The following is a 20,953-nucleotide window of genomic DNA, read 5'->3' as shown; positions in this document are numbered from 1 at the left end:
GACACAGCGCGCAGCACACTTGATTGATCCGTCCAGAGTATGAACCATGAATGCCGTCCGCGTTGTTGCCAGCCTTCTCTATCCAGACGTAATGAGCCTGGATGTAACCGGGCCGTTGCAGGTTTTTGCTTCTGCCAATGTTGAACGGCAGCGACAAGGGCTGCCTCCGGCTTATCAGATAAGTCTTCTGGCTGATCAGCCCGGCCCAATCATGACCTCATCTGGCATTCAGATCGTGGCGGATCAATCCTGGCGTGGCATGCCTGCGGAGCAGCTCGATACCCTACTGGTTCCTGGCGGTATTGGCGTCGAGCAGCAATGTCGACATACCGAGCTGCTGGACTGGCTGCAACAGAGCCAGCCTCGCCTGCGTCGTCTGGGGTCCGTTTGCTCCGGCGCCCTGATCCTGGCTGAGTCAGGACTGCTGAAGGGCCGACGCGCCACGACACACTGGGCTGACCTGGAAGCGTTGCAGCGTTACACCGCCATACAAGTTGAGGGAGACCGCCTGCATACCTACGATCCTGCCGGGCAGGACGGTTATGCCGATGTCTTTACTTCCGCCGGTGTTACGGCAGGCATTGACCTTGCGCTGGCCCTGGTTGAAGCGGATCTGGATCGACCTACAGCATTAAGCGTAGCGCGCAGACTCGTCATGTTTTTACGTCGTCCCGGTGGTCAGGCACAGTTCAGCGCCTGTCTTTCGCCGGAGCCCAGCCGAACTCCTCGTTTGGCCGCATTGTTGGACTGGATACCCGCGCATTTGGGGGAAGATCTTTCCATCGAGCGTCTGGCAGAGCAGGTCAACATGACGCCTCGCACCTTGTCGCGTGCATTTGGCAGGGAGTTGGGCATCACTCCGGGACGCTATGTAGAACAGGTTCGCCTGGAGACCGCCAGAGCACTTCTACATGATGCACAAGCCTCAATCAGCACCGTTGCTCGCCTCTGTGGCTTCGGCCACCCGGAAAGCCTTCGCCGGACGTTTCAGAAACATTTGTCAGTCAGCCCGCAGGCGTATAGCGCCCGATTCGGTGACCCCATACGAGGACTTGATCATGCTTGAGCTACGCCCTAACTGTGAATGCTGTGATCAAGACCTGCCACCTGACACAAGCGACGCATTCATTTGCTCTTTCGAGTGCACATTCTGCAAGACATGCGCCTTGAGTCACCTGCACGGCTGCTGCCCCAACTGTGGAGGTGAACTGGTCAGAAGACCGATCAGACCGGCACAAAAGCTGGCGCACTTTCCTGCCAGCCTGAACAGAAAGACACAGCCCTGCCGATAACCATACAGGCTTTCTAATGGACACGCTTTTAAGGTCCATACCTAGTACATCAACGCTATCGCCGCCTCAAGCGGAGCGGAGCGAATTTGAGCGGCAAGATAGCGCAGAACGCAGCATTCAGGATTCGCCAGCACTTGGTCGAATTTGCGGCTCGCACTATGGTGTCCGCGAAGAAAATATTGCCTTCACTAACGGCTATGTAGCATATAGGAACAGCAGCCGGCCTTCGAAAAGTTGATCCGCAGGGGCTATATCGGTCAGATATCTCTCAAAATTCCTACAATAACGGATATCCCCCTGATTTCCGCATCAAGCCGGTGGAAGATCGAGCCCGAGGGCAACCGTATCTCACTCCTACGCCGTAGGCGAGCCGCCCTTCATATGAAGCATTGCTGTCTGGTACAAATTAAAGGACGCCGTTGCCAGCCTAGCGGATTACCGGATTCACCCAAATGTTGATGCCCTCCCCACTCGAGTATGTACTGTAGGACGTGAAACTGACGAAACGCCTGGAGCAGGCCGAGGCCTGTTCCACGGCAAACCCCGCCACTGAGCAGGTAAATGCATGAAAGAAAAGACGGGCTGGTTAGCCGAGCTGGCCACTTTTGAATCCCAGGGCACTCCGTGCGTGTTGGTCACCGTTGTTGAAGAGAAAGGCTCAACGCCGCGTACTACAGGGACAAAAATGATAGTCACTGCCGATAGTTTACGTCTGACGATTGGCAGCGGTCACCTCGAGTACAAGGCCATCGAGATTGCGCGGCAGATGCTCAAGGAAGGAATACGCGAGCCGCGCATCGAACGGTTTGCGCTGGGTGAACGTCAGGAACCATGCGGCACGGAAGCCACAGCATTGCTGTTTGAGCCCATGGGCCAGCACACGGTGCACGTCGCCGTGTTTGGTAATGGACATGTGGCGCGTGCTCTAGTACCACTACTAGCCAGCCTGCCATGCGAGATACGCTGGATCGACTCACGTGTTCGGGAGTTTCCAGACACTCTTCCTAGGGGAGTTACCAAAATCGTTACGGACGAACCTCTGGATGAAGTAGACGCCATGCCAGGCGGCACCTACTTTATCGTCATGACGCATAATCATCCGTTAGACCTTGAGCTGACCGAGCGCATCCTGACCCGTAACGATTTTGGCTATTACGGACTGATAGGCTCAAAAACCAAGTGGGCGAAGTTTCAGCATCACCTTGCAACCAAAGGTTTTACAACCGAACAGATCAATCGCGTACGTTGCCCTCTGGGAATCCCGCAGATTAAAGGTAAACTTCCTGCGGAAATTGCGATCTCTGTAGCGGGAGAAGTTATCGCGACCTATAGCGCACAGGCTACGCTACAAGAAGCCTCTCCACTGCGTCTCGTTCAGCCGACACATAACCATTCCTAATAATGTCGCGCGGGTTTGAATTGTCGACCTTGCAGTGGTTGATCGTGCGCGACAGGTTGCATGCTTGACCTGTCTACCGTTAACACACTGGATGATTAAGAAGGGATATGACTACTCAAGCCTACCGTGCCGCTCTGCTCCACTGCGTTGCCGATCCGAATGACGTCGGCATTGAGGCTGCCTGTGAGTTCGTTGAAGACGGATTGCTGGTCGTAACTGATGGTCGCATCGATGCAATGGGAAACGCAGCCACGCTGTTGCCCGTACTGCCTGAAGGAACCGAGGTGATTGAGCACCCGGATGCGCTGATTACACCAGGCTTTATCGACACGCACATCCATTACCCACAGACAGGAATCATCGCGTCCTATGGCGAGCAGTTGCTGGACTGGTTAAACAACTACACCTTCCCGGCCGAGGGAGCGTTTGCTGACTCAGCCAAAGCGGCGGAAGTCGCCGATATTTTCCTCAAGGAGCTGTTACGTAACGGCACCACAACTGCTCTGGTGTTTGGCACTGTACACAAGCAGTCTGTAGAGGCATTCTTCGAAGCGGCCGAAAAGCTCAATTTGCGCATGATCGCCGGCAAGGTCCTGATGGATCGAAATGCTCCCGACTTTCTGATAGATACTCCGGAGTCCGGCTATGCAGACAGCAAGGAGCTGATCGAGCGCTGGCATGGCAAAGGCCGCCTGCACTATGCCGTGACACCGCGCTTTGCACCAACGAGCACGCCAGAGCAGCTAACTCTTGCAGGCCAGTTGCTTGGGGAATATCCGGATATCTACCTGCACACGCACCTTTCCGAAAACATCAAGGAAATCGAATGGGTAAAGTCGCTTTTCCCCGAGCGCAGCGGTTATCTTGATGTCTACGATCATTATCAGCTGCTAGGTAAACGATCGGTGTTTGCACACGGTGTACACCTTTGCGATGAAGAATGTGCCCGCTTGAGTGAGACTGGATCAGCCGTAGCCTTCTGCCCTACTTCGAATCTGTTCCTGGGTAGCGGCCTTTTCAAACTGCCACAACTTGAGCAGTATAAGGTGAACGTTGGCCTGGGCACGGACGTTGGTGCCGGCACAAGTTTCTCGATGCTGCAGACGGTCAACGAGGCGTACAAGGTTATGCAGTTGCAAGGCGAAAAACTGCACCCGTTCAAGGCCTTTTACCTTGCTACGCTAGGCGGAGCTCGTGCATTACGCCTGGAGGATAGGATTGGTAGCTTCGCTCAGGGTAACGACGCAGACTTCGTGGTGCTTGACTACCATGCAACACCTCTGCTGAGTTATCGCCTGAAGCAGGCCAAGTCGCTGGAAGAAAAACTGTTCGCCTTGATGATGCTGGGTGATGATCGAACCGTTAAGGAAACCTACGCCATGGGTGTGAAGGTTCATCAGCGCTAAGGCGCCAATGAAAAGGCCGGCTAGAAAGCCGGCCTTTTGTTAAGGGCAAATGGTTATTCACCTACGATCAGCAGCGGGTTGAATCCGCTTCGATCAAATTGCCCTTCTTCTGCAAGCTTCATATCCAGCATAAGGCTAGCCAGATCATCCGCCATTGGTTCCGCTCCCAGATTGAACTCTTTGGTTACAATCTTGAGATAGCTGTTGCAGTCGCTACATGTTTCCGCCTGCGCAGCCACCGGCGCTTTGCCTTGCTCATCTTCGAGGCTCAGGTACTTCACCGTACGGCCTTCCCCGCACACGCTGCACTTGCTGCGCTCCAGATGCCATTCAGTCGAACACAGACCACAGTGCAAATAGCGTACGCCACTGCGGTCTCGATCAGCATGAATGATACTGGCGACAGGAGCCGACCCGCAGCATGGACAAATCGTTCGTGCATTACCGGACGGCCTTTTAGGTGGCGAAGATAGACACTGTGTAAGACGAACCCAGGCGATCTGCAATGCTGCCGAGATAAAAGGAAGCAAGGCACGATGCTCTACAGGGCCTGGACGGCCATCCAGAATATCGTCCGCCAGTGCTTCCCTTGTCTCATGGTCCAGATGACGCAGTGCAGTCAAAAGCTCACGCTGCTTATCGGCCACGTGGAGCTCAAGCGTATCAAGCAATGCGTTCAGCTCAGCCTGCCAATCAATGTCACGACGCAAAGCATTGATTCCAAGCGGCGGCATACCATGCTCCAGCGCCAGCGTGAAAGCGCTTGGATCAGGTAGCCAACTGGCTTCATGCTCGTTCAAGACAATGTCCTGCGCTTTGACGAGCTGCGACATGAACAGCAAGAACCCGCTGAGCGGCTCGACTTTCTCAGAAAGCTCCTTGAGCCTTCGTGCCCGCATGGCAAATACCTGCTTTTTAGGCGGTACAACGGGAGCCGGATCCATGATCCCCGTCGGCGAGGTCCCATATTGGTGAGTGGCAGTAGCTGTCACGGCGTCCCCTTCGTTGGCATATGATGCTCATTGACCGCACCCGAACGCGAGCCGGTTCTTTCCTTTTCTTTGCGCTCCTGCTCCACAATATCATCATACCAGAGGCGATGATGATGCTTGGCCCAGGCACGGCTAACCCGTCCCTGCGTCATCGCTCGGAAGGAGCCTTTCACCCAGATCGCCGAGTAGACGTGAATGATCAGCGTGATGATCGCAACAAAGGCGACGTATGCATGTACGAGGCTCGATACCCGCAGCCATTCACGCGGAAAATATTCCGCGAAATAAGGCCGCCAGATAACGATACCCGAGATCAACAGCAACGGCACACTCATGACCATTAGCCAGTACACCAGCTTCTGACCGGGATTGTTGATGCCGATCGGTGGCGCCAGTTCGTCCCGGTTACTGAGTACATCACCAATGTGCTTCATCCACTCGATATCATGACGCTTGAACAAGTTGACCTTGAAAAAGCGTATGGCCATGACCACGAAACAGAGTGCCATGATCACCCCGATAAAGGGGTGAACCATGCGCGTCACTGTCGGACCGCCAAACAGGGCGGTCAGGTCAAAAAAGAAGGGGTGAAAGAACGCCAGACCGCTGAGCACCAGACATACGAATGTAATCGCGATGACCCAATGGTTCAGACGGCTGAACGTGCTGTACCGCAGGATGCCTTTCTCGCTGCTTGAAGGGGTCATTTGCGATCCTCCTCTAGGGCCTCGTGACGAATCTCCTCATCCGGCGTGTCTTCCGGCTCCTCCTTGGGGCCCTTCATCACGTAGTGCGCAAAGCCTGCCAGGGCAGTCAAACCAATCATCGCGGACATGATGGGCTTGGTAATGCCCTTCCACAGCCCTACCAGCGGACTGATCTGCGGATCGCTCGGCAGATTACTATAGAGCTCTGGTTTGTCGGCATGCTGCAACACATACATGACATGGGTACCGCCTACACCCGGTGGATCGTACAGACCAGCATTGGCGTAACCACGATCATTGAGCTGGCCTACCCGCATCAAGGCATGTTCGGTCATGTCTTCCTTGGTACCAAACATGATAGCGCCTGTTGGGCAGGTCTTAACGCAGGCAGGCTCCAGACCGTGGTAGACACGGTCCGAGCACAATGTGCATTTATAGGCCTTTTGATCCTTCTTGGAGATACGCGGAATGTTGAATGGACAGCCTGACACGCAATAACCGCAACCGATGCAGTGCTCGGAGTTGAAGTCCACGATACCGTTGGCGTATTGCACAATCGCCCCGGGTGCCGGACAGGCCTTCATGCAACCAGGCTCTGCACAGTGCATGCAGTTGTCCTTACGGATCAACCACTCCAGATTGCCCTGCTCGTTCACATACTCATTGAATCGCATGACCTGGAAGGTAGTAGGGCTAAGGTCTGCCGGATTATTGTAGCTACCATCGCAATGACCGATCTCATCACGCAGATCGTTCCACTCCGAACACGCTACCTGACAAGCCTTACACCCGATGCACCGGGAAACGTCGATCAGCTTGGCGACCTTCTCCACTCCGCCGTCACGTGTGTGCGGCGAGGCTTCGGTGGTCGCGGACCGGGCGACGATGTTTTGAAAGTTGACTTGATCGCCTCTCATGATTATCGCGTCCTCATACCTTCTCGACGTTCACCAGGAACGACTTGAACTCAGGCGTCTGCGTGTTGGCATCGCCCACCACTGGTGTCAGGGTATTGGTCAGGAAACCTTTCCTGGCCACGCCTTTGAAGCCCCAGTGAATAGGAATACCAATCTGGTGCACCGTGCGTCCTTCCACTTGAAGCTTATGGATACGCTTGGTAACCACCGCAATGGCACGGATGAAGCCACGCTTTGATGTGACCTTCACCGTATCGCCTGCCTTGATGCCAAGCTCATTGGCCAGGTCTTCCCCGATTTCCACAAACTTTTCTGGCTGTGCAATGGCATTGAGTCGCGCATGAGTGGTCCAGAAGTGGAAGTGCTCCGTAATCCGATACGTCGTAGCGGCATACGGAAAGTCCTTACTGGTCCCCATTTGCTCCCGGTCGCCTTTGAACACACGTGCCGCCGGATTGTTTTTGGCTGCAGGGTTGTTCGGGTGCATCGGGTTGTAGTCGAGAGGAGACTCGAACGGCTCATAATGCTCAGGGAACGGCCCTTCCGCCATCATGCTACCGCCAAAGAAGTGCGCAACACCTTCCTGGTTGAGAATAAATGGGCTAGCACCGGCTTCTGGTGGCGACGTCCAAGGAAAGTCTGGAATATCTGGTCCAGCCCAACGCTCGCCGTTCCACCAGATGAGCCGCTTCTCGGGCGCCCAAGAGGTGCCATCAGGACGCGCGCTTGCACGGTTATACAAAATGCGTCGATTGAGAGGCCACGACCAGGCCCATCCCAATGTAATACCGACATTGTAAGGATCGGCGTTATCGCGTCTATCCATCATATTGCCGGCACGAGTCCAGCAGCCAGAGTAAATCCAGCAGCCACAGGCTGTACGACCATCATCCGTCAGATAACCAAAGTCATCCAGCAGATCGCCCTTCTTATGGGTAATGGTCTTGCCATCAGCACTTGGCAGATCAGCCAACGCGCGACCGTTGTACTCCTGAGCAATATCCTCTGGATTAGGCTCCTCGGGATTGCTATAGGGCCAGGTCAGGTTAAGGATTGGATCAGGAAACGCTCCGCCCTCGTCACGGTACATCTGCTGCAGGCGATGGAAAATACCCGCCATGATGGCCACGTCCGGACGCGCTTCACCAGGTGGTGGCGCTGCACGCCAGTGCCACTGCAGCCAGCGGCAGCTGTTGACGATCGCACCGTTTTCCTCGGCAAAGCATGTAGTAGGCAGCCGGAAGACTTCAGTCTGGATCTTCGAGGAATCCACATCGTTGTACTCACCGTGATTCTTCCAGAATTCGGTGGTCTCGATATCCAGTGGGTCCATCACTACCAAGAACTTGAGTTTGGAAAGTGCCTCAACGTTCTTGTTCTTGTTGGGGAACGAAGCCAGGAAGTTGAAACCTTGCGCCAGGTAGCCTGTTATCTCGCCATTGTGCATACGCTCAAGGGTATGCATAACGTCGTACAACGGCTCTGTGAGCTTGGGCAGCCAGTCATAACACCAGTTGTTTTCTGCCGTGGCTGCATCGCCATACCATGACTTCATAAGGCTTACATGGAAGCGCTTGAAGTATTTCCAATAAGACACCTGCCCTGGACGTAACGGCTGCTTGGCACGCCGCTCGATATAACCGTCAAAATCCTGCTCTTCATGGGAAGGCAGACGGATATAGCCAGGAAGCTGGTTTGAGAGCAGACCCAAATCGGTCAGGCCCTGAATGTTAGAGTGCCCACGCAAGGCATTAACCCCACCACCTAGCATGCCGATGTTACCCAGGAGTAACTGCACCATACTGCCGGCACGAATCATCTGCGCGCCAACAGAATGCTGTGTCCAGCCCAGCGCGTAGAGAATGGTCATGGTTTTGTCTTCGGCAGCCGTCTCGGCAATCATGTCCCAGACTTTCTGGACTTGATCACGTGGCATACCGCAGACGCTTTCAACCTTCTCGATGGTGTAGCGGCTGTAGTGCTTACGCATCAGCTGATAAACGCAGCGGGGATGCTGTAGGGTTGGGTCTTCCTTCACCATACCCTTTTCATCGAACTCGTAACTCCAGCTCGACTTGTCATAAGCACGGATATCGTCCTGCTTATAGCCAGAGAACAAGCCGTCATGAAAGTCGAAATCCTCTTTTACGATGATTGCGACGTCGGTATAAGCCTTGACGTACTCATGGTTGATCTTGTCAGTAGTCAACAAATAGTTGATCAGACCGCCCAACCACACGATGTCAGTGCCTGTCCGAATGGAGGCATGGTAATCCGCCACGGCGCCCGTACGGGTGAAGCGCGGATCGATTGAAATGAGTTTGGCGTTGTTCTTTTCCTTGGCCTCGATTACCCAGCGGAACCCTACAGGGTGCGCCTCAGCCGAGTTGCCGCCCATGGAAAGGATCAGATTGGCATTGCGGATATCAGTCCAGGAATTCGTCATCGCACCGCGACCGTATGTTGGGGCAAGACCTGCCACCGTCGGTCCGTGTCAAACGCGTGCTTGGTTATCCATTACAACAACACCAAGACTCCGTGCGATTTTCTGCGTGAGGTAAGCCGTCTCATTCGAGGTAGCAGACGCTGCGAGAAAACCAGTCGTAGTCCAGTGATTGACCAGATGACCGTGCTGATCACGGGTCACAAAATTCTTGTCCCGGTCATCCTTCAAATGACGCGCAATGCGGTCTAGCGCCTCATTCCAGCTGATGCGTTTCCATTCGTTGGAACCTGGTTCGCGAACGGAGGGATGCGAAAGGCGAGATTCACTCTTGACGAAGTCGAGTGCGCCAGCACCACGAGGACACAGGGAGCCGCGACTGACCGGATGATCCGGATCGCCCTCAATGTGGTAAATATCCTCAACGGTATTGATGCTGTTATCGCCTCGGCTATAAATCAGCATGCCGCATCCTACGGAACAGTAGGTGCAGGTGTTTCGAGTTACCTTGGCTGCAGCAAGTTTGAAATAACGGATGGACGCCATGGCAGGTTCAGGCGCAAAGCCCAACATTGCCATACTCGACGTTGCCACCCCGGTCGCGCTTAATTTTAAGAAGTTTCTTCGCGATACACGGATCGACATGGGGGTTACTCCAGGCACAACTTTCACGGATCAACCCTTCGGCCCCAAGATATTCGCAATTGTTCCCCAAAAAGTTCCAATACCTTACGAAAGGTTACAAAGGGTAAATATATAAATAGGCATGTCTTGGCTCTCTACTGTACGCGTTGCGCTGCTAAAAGGACTGTCTGCTGCCCGGTACACGTTGTGTTCCATTGCTGTTTACCTATGCCAACAATGCGCCAGATCGGTATCCACACAGTACAACGCCGGAGCGATATCGGCACTTGGAGAGCCGTGCGCAGTGTGCAGCACATGGGTTGTTAATCGCCCCATGACCAGCCTCTTGAAATGGCATTGAATCAGGCAATGCGTGATGAGCCAGAGCAAACTAGGAAGCCAGCCGTTTGTCCCGCTCAGACAAGCCTTTTCTGATCGTAGTCACGTCCGCGGGTGATACGCCTGGTCCTGACCCTATCAGGACCTTCCTTACCAACGAAGAGCAAGGCATCAATTATCACCAAGGAGTCTTGCATTACCCTATGCGAGCACTCTTGGATATCGAAGACTTTCCAATTGTTGACCAAAGCGGCACAGCCAACCGAAAACCTGCGACTGGCCGTTATCAGGTCCACATACCGCTTGGTTATACTGATAGCTTTGGCCACTGATCGCGACATGCAAAAACTCAGATGGATGCTGTTTGGTTCAGGGCTGACCCTGGTAGTGCTGGGCTTCTTCCTGTGGTTTAACAATGAGCAGATGTCTCCATTGATACAATCCACTCACACGCCCCCACCTGTCAAAAATCCAGGCAGCCTTTACGCCACGGTACAATCGCAACAGATGCCACTTACCGCTACAGGTGATTTCGCTCAGGTCGAAGGCATCATTCACGAACGCTGTACGGTCTGTCATTCCAGTCAACCCACCAGCCCCTTGTTTAGTGAGGCACCGGCTGCGGTTCTATTGGATACGACTGATCAGATCCGGCAAATGGCCCCGCGAATCAAGCAGCAAGCCATAGATTCCAATGCCATGCCTTTAGGCAATGTCACGCAGATGACCCAGTCCGAGCGAGACCTCATAGGACGCTGGATTTCAACGCTTAATGGCGGCCGCTGAAGCTATCAGACATTTTCCAGCCCTCGACGCAACTGCTTCTTAAGCAAACGGGCACTGTCCAGGCAAACAAGCAGTACGGCAATCCAGATCGGTCCGTATGTCCAGAGCTGGGAAGAGACAAATGCTTCGTCCAGCAGCAGGATCGCGACAAACACAAGCAGGGCCGGCTCGATGTAGCTTAGGATACCAAACAGCCCCATTGGCAACAGTCGGCTTGCAGCCATCATGGCGCCAAAGGCCACCGCGCTCAACAAGCCAAGCCCCGGTAGAAGGATCCACAAGCTCGGCGCCACCTGCAGAGCCGAGGCAGGACTGAAAAAATAGAGCAGCACGATAGCCAAAGGCGCCATGCACAGCATTTCTAGAATAAAGCCGGACAGCGCATCAATTTTCATCCAGCGCCGCAACATGAAATAAGGTGGATAACCCAGAGCCGACACCAGCGTAACCCAGGAAAACGCCCCGGTAGCCCACCACTCATGAATGACGCCGATCAAGGCGAAGACTACAGCGACCCGATATAACGGTCTCATCTCTTCGCCGTAAAACATGCGGCCGACTATGACCATCACCAGAGGCAACAGGAAATAGCCCAGTGTTATATCCAGAGTATGCCCTGTCATCGTTGCCCAGACAAATACCCCCCATTGCGATCCAACCAGTAAGGTGCTGCCTATTAGAGCCAAAATCAGCCGAGGCTCACGAAGCAATCGAGCAAGCGCCCGTCGCAGCATAGCGCCCTGTCGTGTCAGTACCAGAAGCAGCAATACCATGGGAATCGACCAGAGAATGCGTTGCGTCAGCACCTGAACACCGTTCAGTGGCTCCAGATAATTGAAGTACACCGGCATCACAGCGAACAGTACGGAAGAAAGCACCGACAGCGCCATACCCCGGCCAGATAGAATCATGCGAATGCCCTGCGTCCCAAACGATTGATCATCAAAGAGCCCACGATAACCCCACCACCTAATAGCAACCGAACAAGATCCACATCTCGATTCCAGATAAGAATATTCACGATTAGACCGGCAGGTACATGCAGTTCGTTCAAAATCGCCAGTGTTCCGCCGTTGACCCGGGTTGAGCCGATCGTCCACCAGTACATGCCCAGCGCCGTGGCAAACAGTCCCATCCAGATCAGTACGCCCCACTGTACGGCTGTTTGGGGCATACGCTCCAGGTTGCCAAACAATAGAAATGACGGCAGCGCAATCAGTAAGGCGCCTAGGAAAAAGTATCCAAAACGGTGATACAGCGGGATATCCGAGGGATGACGCTGTACTAGGTACTTACACAATACCTGTCCTGCCGCGAAGGTCAGATTGGCCAGCTGCAACAACAGAAATCCTGACAGATACTCACCCTCGAGCCGCTCCAAGCGAATCACGACGGCCCCTAGAACTGCCACCACAGCGGCGACCAATGACCACGGATTGAAGCGGCGACACACCACATCATCCAAAAGCGTCACATAAATAGGCGTCAGTACGGTAAAAAGGAGTACTTCCGGTACCGTCAGAACTGCAAAGCTTCGGTATAGGCACAGGTATGTAATGCCGAATTGAAAGGCACCCGCCACCATCAAGCCTGCAATGAAGCGCGGCGCAACACCTCGCCACCGAGTAAACGGCAGAAACACAGCGGCGGCCAGCAATACTCTGATCAATACAGCAAAATCACTGTCGACCTTACCGGCCAGGTATTCCCCTATCAAGCTGAAGGAAAACGCCCAAAGTACAGTGACAGACAACAGATACGGCATAACGACCACTCAGCAAAAGTTGCGCGACAGTACCGCGCTTTTTAGCATCAGAAAAGTCTTCACCTCTTGATACCGAATCCACGAGACACTAGGAATAACCAATGCCCAGACGAAAAAAAGCCTCCCGAAGGAGGCTCAATCCAAAGGTAAACGCCTGAACTTAGAGTGCTTCGGCCAATTGAGCCTTCGCCAGTTCCAGTCCCTTGGCCATTGCTTCTGGCCCCATCGCAACGCCCTCTACATGGATAAACGTCACATCAGTAATGCCAATGAAGCCCAGCACCTGCCGCAGGTAAGGCTCCTGATGATCAAAGGTATTTGCAGGACTTCCGGTGTAAACACCACCGCGCGCCGTCAGAATATATGCGCGCTTGCCTTCAAGAAGCCCTTGGGGCCCCTGCTCAGTGTACTTGAACGTCACACCTGCACGTAGTACATGATCCAGCCAGGCCTTCAGGGTACTAGGGATAGCAAAGTTGTACATGGGTGCGGCCAGTACGAGAACATCGGCTGCCAACAGCTCTTGGGTCAGCTCGTTCGAACGTGCAAGAGCTGCTTTTTGTGCCTCGGAATGTGTCTCGGCTGGGCTCATCCAACCTGCCAGAAGGTTTTCATCCAGGTGAGGAATAACATCAACGGCAACATCCCGTACCGAGATTTTGTCTTCTGGATGTTTATGCTGCCACGCTTCGATGAACTCAGCGGTAATCTGACGAGAAATCGAACCTTCTTTACGAGCACTGCTTTCAATCACGAGAACCTGAGACATTATGCTGGCGTCCTTTGTAATGGGAGAATGAGCACAGCTTAATAACAATTAAGTTGATATAAAAACGGAATTTATAGCTAATACCAATCAACTTTATTGATATAACAATGTCTTATCATGGCGTTTACGCTGCCCGATTCGCTAAGGAATAGGTATGAAGGCTCCTCGAGTTACGCTAGACCAATGGCGCACCTTACAGTCAGTGGTTGACCACGGCGGTTTCGCACAAGCTGCCGAGATGCTACATCGCTCTCAGTCATCCATCAGTTATACAGTCGCGCGCATGCAGGAGCAGCTGGGCGTTCCGCTGCTACGCATCGAGGGGCGCAAGGCGGTACTGACAGAAGCCGGAGACGTCTTGCTAAGGCGCTCACGCCAACTGGTTAAACAGGCCAGCCAGCTGGAAGAGCTTGCCCACCATATGGAGCAAGGCTGGGAAGCAGAGGTACGCCTGGTAGTCGATGCAGCCTACCCTACTTCCCGTTTGGTCAGCGCACTGACCGAATTCATGCCACAAAGCCGTGGATGCCGGGTTCGCCTGAGGGAAGAGGTACTGTCTGGTGTAGAGGAAGCCTTACTTGAAGGCATGGCCGATCTTGCTATCAGCGGTCTGAATATTGCGGCTCACCTAGGCGCAGGCTTGGGTACAGTTGAATTCGTCGCAGTCGCCCATCCAGATCATCATCTGCATCGACTGCAGCGTGAGCTGACGTTTCAGGACCTTGAGGCTCAGATGCAGATTGTCATACGAGATTCCGGTCGCACCCAACCACGAGACGCTGGCTGGCTGGGCGCGGAACAGCGCTGGACCGTCGGGAGCCTTGCTACAGCCGCCACTTTTGTCCGCAATGGGCTGGGGTTCGCCTGGCTACCTCGTCATTCTATCGAGCGCGAAATCAATGAAGGTACGCTAAAACCTCTTTCGCTGAGCCAAGGAGGTAACCGCTTCCATCCTTTTTATATGTATCAGAGTCGAGAGCGCCCGCTCGGTCCTGCCTCTCAGATACTGGTTGAACTGATCAAGAAACAAGGTACAGGGCATGGCCAGTCTTGATAAGTGCCATGCAAACCGCGCTACGCTCATACATAACCAACCCTAAACCCAAAAGGAGCGCTTATGCTCAAAGCTTTCTTTACTGCCGCCACGCTTGTACTGGCTTCTTCTGCCTGGGCTGCCGAAAATCCTCATGTCGTGCTGACCACCAACCAGGGCGAAATTGAACTGGAACTGGATGCACAAAAAGCGCCTGTCAGCGTACAGAATTTTCTTTCTTACGTAGATTCAGGTTTTTACAAAGGCACCATCTTCCATCGCGTCATTCCAGGCTTCATGATCCAGGGCGGCGGATTTACTCAGGACATGCAGCAGAAAGACACACAAGCCCCTATTCGCAACGAAGCGGACAATGGACTTAAAAACACACGCGGTACCGTATCCATGGCACGCACCGCAGCGGTCAATTCGGCAACCAGCCAGTTTTTCATCAACGTCTCAGACAATGCCTTTCTTGATCATGGCCAGCGGGATTTTGGTTATGCCGTCTTCGCAAAAGTTACTCGCGGCATGGACGTAGTAGATAAGATCGCCGGTATCTCGACTGTTAACAAAGGCATGTTCCAGAACGTTCCACGCGAACCGATTTTGATCCTCGCGGCCAAAAGATCATAAGCCTGCTTCCGATTAAAGTGTGACTGCTTATTCTGCTGACAGGCAGTCACACGCCTCTGAGGATCAGGCTTAAGACAGCGCGGCTTCCTGCCGCATACACTGAACGGCAACGAGAGCGCATATGGTTTTTCGCCTGTTTGAAACTATTATTGATCCCTTCAAGCCTGCCTCCGACGAAACACCTCCCAGCAACGTAATGCGGTTCTACATCCACTACCTTAAACAGGCCTGGCCTGCTTTTCTCTTTCTATTGGTAGTGGGCCTGGTAGGTTCCCTTATCGAAGTCGCACTCTTCAGCTTCCTGGGTCGAATCGTCGACTTGGCACAGAGTTCTGCTAACAGCACGGTTTTCTTTCAGGAGCATGGCCATGAACTAGTCTGGATGGCAGTCGTTACACTCTTGTTGCGTCCACTTTTTATCAGCCTGCATGACCTGCTGGTCCATCAAACCATTACTCCTAGCCTGACTACACTGATTCGTTGGCAAAATCATCGCTATGTCTTGAAGCAGAGCCTCAGCTTCTTCCATAACGATTTTGCAGGTCGTATTGCCAACCGTATTATGCAAACCGGAGCCTCGCTACGGGACTCCGCTGTCCAGGCAGTGGATGCCATCTGGCATGTACTTATCTACGCCGGCAGCGCCCTGGTTCTTTTTGCCCAGGCTGACGTCTGGCTTATGGCTCCCCTGATTATTTGGATCATCGCGTACATCCTTACCCTTTGGTACTTCGTACCCAAGACCAAGGAGCGATCCGTCATCTCGTCCGAAGCACGCTCAAAACTGTCCGGACGGATTGTTGATGGCTACACAAACATCATGACGCTCAAACTCTTTGCTCATACTCGGCAAGAGGAAGACTACGCTCATGAAGCCATGGCAGAACAAACAGAAAAAGCTCGCTATGCGTCACGTCTGATTACCGCCATGGGTGTCACTATTTCCCTGTTGAACGGCTTCCTAATCGCCGGAACGACGGGACTTGCCCTGTGGCTTTGGCATAAAGGTCTTATCTCAATCGGAGCGATCGCTCTTTCTACAGGACTTGTCATCCGTATCAACAACATGTCCGGCTGGATCATGTGGGTAGTCAATGGCATCTTCGAAAACATTGGTATGGTTCAGGATGGCCTGGAAACTATTTCACGCCCCCGCACCGTCATTGATCAAAGCAGTGCCAAACCACTTGAGATTGAGCGAGGCGGAATCCGCTTTCAAGAGATTGCCTTTCACTATGGCAAAACCCGTGGCGTTATCGAAAACCTTAACCTAGACGTAAAGCCCGGAGAGAAAATAGGCCTTGTCGGACCCTCTGGCGCAGGGAAATCCACGCTGGTTAACGTCCTGCTTCGCCTGTATGACTTGGAAAAAGGGCAAATCTTGATTGATGGCCAGGATATTGCTCACGTCACTCAGGAAAGCCTTCGCAGCAACATAGGTGTCGTAACTCAAGACACATCACTACTGCATCGCTCGATTCGCGAGAACCTGACGTATGGCCGACCCAATGCAACAGACGAAGAAATTCAAGCAGCCGTACATAAGGCTAGAGCAGATGAATTCATTCCATTACTGACTGATGCGCAAGGACGAACCGGGCTCGATGCGCAAGTAGGCGAGCGTGGGGTCAAGTTGTCCGGCGGGCAACGCCAGCGTATTGCGATTGCACGCACCCTACTCAAGGACGCGCCTATTCTTCTGCTGGATGAGGCAACATCAGCACTGGACTCAGAGGTCGAGGCTGCCATTCAGGAAAGTCTCGAAACGCTTATGAAAGGCAAGACTGTGATAGCCATCGCTCACCGTCTCTCTACCATCGCACGTATGGACCGACTTGTTGTGATGAATAAAGGCCAGATCGTTGAAACTGGCTCCCATGAAGAATTGATTGCTCAAGGAGGGTTATATGCCCGTCTATGGCATCACCAGACGGGCGGATTCGTAGGAGAAAGCTGAGGCTATTTCAAAAGAGCTGTTTGGCAATATTGGTCAAGCAGCTTTTTTTGGTTTTCAATATCCAAGCCAGGATAGAAACCCTGAATCTTCTGAAAACCACCAAACCACCATTGCTTTTCAGTCACGCACTCATAAACAGGGCATTGCTCGCTACGGGCGGCACAGTCCTGGTAGTACGTAAGCATTTGGCTTTTGTCAGCGCTGCCTTGAAAACTTCCCTTGCGGTCCCTCAAGGAAAAGAAGTCAATAAAGGCTGGACCGCTGTAATGTCTGACCTGCACTTCAAGCGCGGATGGGTAAAAAATCACCAGCAATACGTTAAAAAGCAGCCACATGATCAGCGCTGTAACGGGTACAGGCAGTCGTGCGCGATAACGCCCTCCCGCCTTTATGAAAGCAGCAGTGACTGCAGTTGTAAGTGCCAAGGCGAACAATAACGATGTCAGGCCATTGACAACATACCCATGTGTACCCGCCTCCAGTCCATTGGGTAGCGACATTGAGTCATAACCAATATGTATCAGCTCCCATCCGAGCTGATTACCAAGTACAGCGAGCATTACCAGCACTGCAGCAATTCCAATAAGCACCCAAAAAGTGAGCTTGGTTGGCGATTCCGTTGATACGTTCTTTGCCACGGGACCCCTCATACATGATTAAAGCCGCGAGCCTGCCTTGCTTGCTATCACAGCGCAACGACTTTCAGCGAGCACCGAATGTCCATAATTGTTAATCATAAAAAAATGCTTGATTAGAAACCGCTTTTGCTTCAACCAAGAGCATCTTCACAGGTTGCTTCTCCCTCTATTCACGCCTCTACAGCCCGCTCGTATTCGTCTAACATGAATCATGTGATCTTCAGGTACACCTTACCGATAAGCGCAGTCAGTCGGCGAAGTGGGATATAAAACATGAGAAGTCGAAAAAATTATGACGAAACTGTTAAACTCCGCGCCCATCAGAACCGCATGTCGCGGTAGTTCGAGCTGATCACGTGGAAATTTTTAAAGAATTCACCTTCGAAGCAGCCCATTTCCTACCTAATGTTCCAGAAGGACATAAGTGTGGGCGCCTACATGGGCACTCCTTCAAAGTAGCCATCTATCTTGAAGGGCCGGTTGATCCCCACACAGGCTGGCTACGGGATTTTGCTGATATCAAAGCGATCTTCAAGCCTATCTATGAGAGACTCGATCACTACTATCTGAACGATATTCAGGGTTTAGAGAACCCGACCAGTGAAAATCTGGCAATCTGGATTTGGCGTGAACTGAAACCACAGTTACCCGAACTCTCTCGGGTCCGTGTTCACGAGACCTGCACAAGCGGCTGCGAATACCGCGGCGACTGAATATTACCCATTTATTACACAAAGGGTCAGTTGTCTGGCTGCTTTCTGACATAATTGCTGCCTTTCAACTGTCGATGAAACGATATGTTCGATCTCTTCAGCGGGCTAGATGTCTGGGTAGGCATTAGTCTGGTTCTTGCCTTGGCTTTCGTGCTGACATTTGAATTCATTAATGGTTTTCATGACACCGCAAATGCTGTCGCAACCGTCATTTACACCAAGGCAATGCCGCCTCATTTAGCAGTTATGTTCTCAGGTATATTCAATTTCCTGGGCGTTCTGTTTGGTGGTGTTGGTGTTGCCTATGCCATTGTTCACCTCTTGCCAGTCGATCTACTCATTAATGTGAACACAGGTCATGGCCTCGCGATGGTCTTTTCGCTTTTGGCTGCTGCCATTACCTGGAACCTAGGCACTTGGTATTTCGGTATACCAGCTTCTAGCTCTCACACTCTGATTGGCTCAATTTTGGGTGTTGGCCTTACTAACTCCCTTATCACAGGTATCCCCTTAAGCGAGGGCGTTAACTGGCAGAAGGTAATTGATATCGGCCTTTCGCTTATTGCCTCTCCAATAGCGGGTTTTGTACTGGCAGGCGCTATTCTTATAGGTCTAAAGCGCTGGCGCCCCCGTTCCAAAATGCATAAGACACCTGAGCAACGCCGCGAAATAGACTCAAAAAAGCATCCACCTTTCTGGAACCGTTTGATGCTAGTCATCTCGGCCATGGGTATGAGCTTCGTGCACGGCTCCAATGACGGCCAAAAAGGGATTGGCCTCATCATGCTGGTACTCATAGGCATCGTGCCAGGTAAGTTCGTCTTGGATCTGACTAGCACCACCTATCAGATTGAACGCACCCGTGATGCGGCTATTCACTTGGGTCAGTTCTACGAGCGTCAATCGAGTGTTCTGAAGGAGTACTTGGATTACACAGCTGGCAATCGGGATCTTCCTGAAGAGTTCAGCTGTGAAACCAGGCTTACAATCCCTACACTTAATGCGTTGTTAAGCAATCTGAATGGTGTGACCGACTATCGCGCCATGACCGTGGATCAGCGGACCCAAGTACGCCGCTATTTGCTTTGCCTGGACGATTCCGCAAAGAAAATTAGCAAGCTTCCCGTTCTGGAAGGCCGCGATGTTGAAGATCTGAACAGGCTGCGTAAAGACCTTACCAGCACAACAGAATATGCTCCGTACTGGGTGATCATCGCAGTAGCATTGGCTCTAGGGATCGGAACCATGGTCGGTTGGAAGCGAGTGGTACTGACAGTAGGTGAAAAGATAGGCCGGCAAGGAATGACGTATGCACAAGGTGTCAGCGCGCAGTTTACTGCCGTAATCGCCATCGGCGCCGCGAACATTTATAGTCTGCCCGTATCCACTACACACGTTCTATCTTCTGGTGTAGCAGGCACAATGATCGCCAACCGCAGCGGTCTGCAGGGCGGTACGGTACGTAATATTCTATTAGCTTGGGTACTAACTCTACCCGCCTCGATGCTGCTTTCAGCTGCCCTTTTCTGGTTGTCCAACCAGTTTATTGGGTGAGATCTTAGCTTGGTAGCTAACTAGCTATGATGGCTAGTTAGCTACTCGCCTCAGGCGACTACTCGTCGAATTCCTGTAGAAGCTCTAAACATCTCTTGCTTTAGCGAGTCTGTATAGGTATAGCCCCTTTAAGGGATATCAATACGCTTGAGCAGTATGGTGACGCCATGAGCCCAGCAGCCTATATAGTATTATTGATTATCGGATGGCTCGCATTAGCCGGTACGATGTTATGGGCAATGCTTAGAATAAGCCGATCTCCACGGCATCATAGACATTCGCACCCTGAAACAGACAAGCCGGTTACAGTAAAGCCTACTGGCTCAAAACCTCCGCAGCATCTTTTAAACCTATCTCATAAGGCTCGTTCCTTCCACGCCTGAGCGGCTAATAAAAACCGACCTATTAAGGTCGGTTTTTATTCATCTCTTCGCTATATCGAGCTGACCAACAAGGGCACTACTTCCGTACTGCTTTCGAACTCTCGTTCAATCATCTTTTTCAAAGTCAATAACGAATCCTGAGACGCTGGCTTTTCAAAAAGTTTTACGTGAGAAGTGATAAGGCCATTTAGCCAAGCGGCTAATTGCTCAGCAATTGTCTCCTTAGCATCACCTTTAACTTGAAAGGCAAAGCCAGGAACTTCTCCAATAACAAAACCAGAACCAATAGCAGCAAACATAAATCCACCTCACTCAATGCTTGTATCTAGTTGAGTGAGCAAGCGAGAGGGAGTTCGTGACTGTTTATCGGGAAAGAGCTTTTTGCTGAAAAGAAGAGGCCTAACCTCAGTAACTAGGCGGGAGAGACAGGCGGCAGCAAATAAGCAGGTCTTGCAGGCCACGCAAGAAAGAGCAGCCTATCCCTTTTATTTCTGCTGCAAAAGCAAAACCCCCGGGCGGTTAAGCCTGGGGGTTCTGGGTATAGGTGCTTGACGATGACCTACTCTCACATGGGGAAACCCCACACTACCATCGGCGATG

General features: G+C 52.4%; 20 protein-coding genes. 11 read left to right on the top strand and 9 right to left on the bottom strand.

Going from position 1 to position 20,953, the window contains the following annotated elements:
* Positions 1–46 precede the first annotated feature (46 nt).
* The 4 genes from GM154_RS23245 to guaD all read left to right on the top strand — a co-directional run bounded on the left by GM154_RS23245 (position 47) and on the right by guaD (position 4,097).
* Positions 47–1,066: a GlxA family transcriptional regulator gene (locus tag GM154_RS23245; protein WP_219653527.1), complete on the top strand. Its 1,020-nt coding sequence runs from the start codon at positions 47–49 to the stop codon at positions 1,064–1,066.
* Positions 1,059–1,292: a DUF1272 domain-containing protein gene (locus GM154_RS23240; RefSeq protein ID WP_083848848.1), complete on the top strand. Its 234-nt coding sequence runs from the start codon at positions 1,059–1,061 to the stop codon at positions 1,290–1,292. Before GM154_RS23245 ends, GM154_RS23240 begins: the two co-directional genes overlap by 8 nt.
* A 565-nt stretch (positions 1,293–1,857) precedes the next feature.
* Positions 1,858–2,691, top strand: a complete 834-nt coding sequence (gene xdhC, locus GM154_RS23235) for a xanthine dehydrogenase accessory protein XdhC (protein ID WP_219653526.1) — start codon at positions 1,858–1,860, stop codon at positions 2,689–2,691.
* Positions 2,692–2,798: 107 nt separating this feature from the next.
* The gene (gene guaD, locus GM154_RS23230; RefSeq protein ID WP_219653525.1) at positions 2,799–4,097 is read left to right on the top strand and encodes a guanine deaminase; all 1,299 of its coding nucleotides are present in this window, start codon (positions 2,799–2,801) and stop codon (positions 4,095–4,097) included.
* Positions 4,098–4,150: 53 nt separating this feature from the next.
* Here the strand turns inward: guaD and fdhE are convergent, their stop codons facing one another.
* From fdhE to fdnG, 4 genes are read right to left on the bottom strand one after another with little or no spacing between them, the layout of a single operon-like run.
* Complete coding sequence (fdhE, locus tag GM154_RS23225; protein ID WP_219653543.1) at positions 4,151–5,041, bottom strand: formate dehydrogenase accessory protein FdhE; 891 nt, start codon at positions 5,039–5,041, stop codon at positions 4,151–4,153.
* A gap of 44 nt (positions 5,042–5,085) precedes the next feature.
* A complete protein-coding gene (locus GM154_RS23220; protein WP_074826741.1) occupies positions 5,086–5,796 on the bottom strand; it encodes a formate dehydrogenase subunit gamma in 711 nt (236 codons plus the stop codon).
* Positions 5,793–6,713, bottom strand: a complete 921-nt coding sequence (gene fdxH / locus GM154_RS23215) for a formate dehydrogenase subunit beta (RefSeq protein WP_010798462.1) — start codon at positions 6,711–6,713, stop codon at positions 5,793–5,795. Before fdxH ends, GM154_RS23220 begins: the two co-directional genes overlap by 4 nt.
* Before the next feature lie 13 nt (positions 6,714–6,726).
* Positions 6,727–9,795 (bottom strand): formate dehydrogenase-N subunit alpha, encoded by a 3,069-nt coding sequence (gene fdnG / locus GM154_RS23210; protein WP_219653542.1) that lies wholly within the window; start codon positions 9,793–9,795, stop codon positions 6,727–6,729.
* 392 nt (positions 9,796–10,187) lie between these two features.
* On the opposite strand from fdnG, the gene GM154_RS26105 reads away from it, so the two are divergent.
* Positions 10,188–10,451: an ureidoglycolate lyase gene (locus GM154_RS26105; RefSeq protein ID WP_219653524.1), complete on the top strand. Its 264-nt coding sequence runs from the start codon at positions 10,188–10,190 to the stop codon at positions 10,449–10,451.
* Between the two features lie 7 nt (positions 10,452–10,458).
* Positions 10,459–10,905 carry a hypothetical protein gene (locus tag GM154_RS26100; RefSeq protein ID WP_219653523.1) on the top strand — a complete coding sequence of 149 codons (447 nt, stop codon included), beginning with the start codon at positions 10,459–10,461 and terminating at the stop codon, positions 10,903–10,905.
* A 5-nt stretch (positions 10,906–10,910) separates the two neighbouring features.
* Here GM154_RS26100 and rarD read toward each other — a convergent pair whose 3' ends face one another.
* The 3 genes from rarD to GM154_RS23185 all read right to left on the bottom strand — a co-directional run bounded on the left by rarD (position 10,911) and on the right by GM154_RS23185 (position 13,439).
* Positions 10,911–11,816, bottom strand: coding sequence for an EamA family transporter RarD (gene rarD / locus GM154_RS23195; protein ID WP_219653522.1), 906 nt, complete (start codon positions 11,814–11,816; stop codon positions 10,911–10,913).
* On the bottom strand, positions 11,813–12,670 hold the full coding sequence (locus tag GM154_RS23190) for a carboxylate/amino acid/amine transporter (protein WP_074826753.1): 858 nt from the start codon (positions 12,668–12,670) through the stop codon (positions 11,813–11,815). The genes rarD and GM154_RS23190 overlap by 4 nt, the downstream gene beginning before the upstream one ends.
* Positions 12,671–12,830: 160 nt before the next feature.
* A complete protein-coding gene (locus GM154_RS23185) occupies positions 12,831–13,439 on the bottom strand; it encodes an FMN-dependent NADH-azoreductase (protein WP_074826758.1) in 609 nt (202 codons plus the stop codon).
* Positions 13,440–13,593: 154 nt separating this feature from the next.
* Here GM154_RS23185 and GM154_RS23180 point away from each other — a divergent pair, with 154 nt between their 5' ends.
* From GM154_RS23180 to GM154_RS23170, 3 genes are all read left to right on the top strand, one after another.
* Positions 13,594–14,493 carry a LysR family transcriptional regulator gene (locus GM154_RS23180; RefSeq protein ID WP_074826759.1) on the top strand — a complete coding sequence of 300 codons (900 nt, stop codon included), beginning with the start codon at positions 13,594–13,596 and terminating at the stop codon, positions 14,491–14,493.
* Positions 14,494–14,556: 63 nt separating this feature from the next.
* Positions 14,557–15,108 (top strand): peptidylprolyl isomerase, encoded by a 552-nt coding sequence (locus GM154_RS23175; RefSeq protein WP_074826760.1) that lies wholly within the window; start codon positions 14,557–14,559, stop codon positions 15,106–15,108.
* 121 nt (positions 15,109–15,229) lie between these two features.
* The gene (locus GM154_RS23170; RefSeq protein ID WP_219653521.1) at positions 15,230–17,065 is read left to right on the top strand and encodes an ABC transporter ATP-binding protein; all 1,836 of its coding nucleotides are present in this window, start codon (positions 15,230–15,232) and stop codon (positions 17,063–17,065) included.
* A 2-nt stretch (positions 17,066–17,067) separates the two neighbouring features.
* On the opposite strand, the gene GM154_RS23165 is transcribed toward GM154_RS23170, so the two are convergent.
* Positions 17,068–17,703: a hypothetical protein gene (locus GM154_RS23165; protein ID WP_074826766.1), complete on the bottom strand. Its 636-nt coding sequence runs from the start codon at positions 17,701–17,703 to the stop codon at positions 17,068–17,070.
* 356 nt (positions 17,704–18,059) lie between these two features.
* On the opposite strand from GM154_RS23165, the gene queD reads away from it, so the two are divergent.
* Positions 18,060–18,416, top strand: a complete 357-nt coding sequence (queD, locus tag GM154_RS23160) for a 6-carboxytetrahydropterin synthase QueD (protein ID WP_010798473.1) — start codon at positions 18,060–18,062, stop codon at positions 18,414–18,416.
* A gap of 84 nt (positions 18,417–18,500) precedes the next feature.
* Entirely contained in the window at positions 18,501–19,970 is a 1,470-nt protein-coding gene (locus GM154_RS23155) for an inorganic phosphate transporter (RefSeq protein WP_219653520.1), read from the top strand.
* A gap of 433 nt (positions 19,971–20,403) precedes the next feature.
* Here GM154_RS23155 and GM154_RS23150 read toward each other — a convergent pair whose 3' ends face one another.
* Positions 20,404–20,652: a hypothetical protein gene (locus GM154_RS23150; protein WP_019365524.1), complete on the bottom strand. Its 249-nt coding sequence runs from the start codon at positions 20,650–20,652 to the stop codon at positions 20,404–20,406.
* Positions 20,653–20,953: the final 301 nt, after the last annotated feature.

The organism is Pseudomonas sp. MAG002Y, from assembly GCF_019400845.1.
GTDB lineage: Bacteria > Pseudomonadota > Gammaproteobacteria > Pseudomonadales > Pseudomonadaceae > Chryseomonas > Chryseomonas luteola.
Note: the sequence above shows the minus strand (reverse complement) of the source record. Positions and strands in the feature narration are given on the sequence as shown.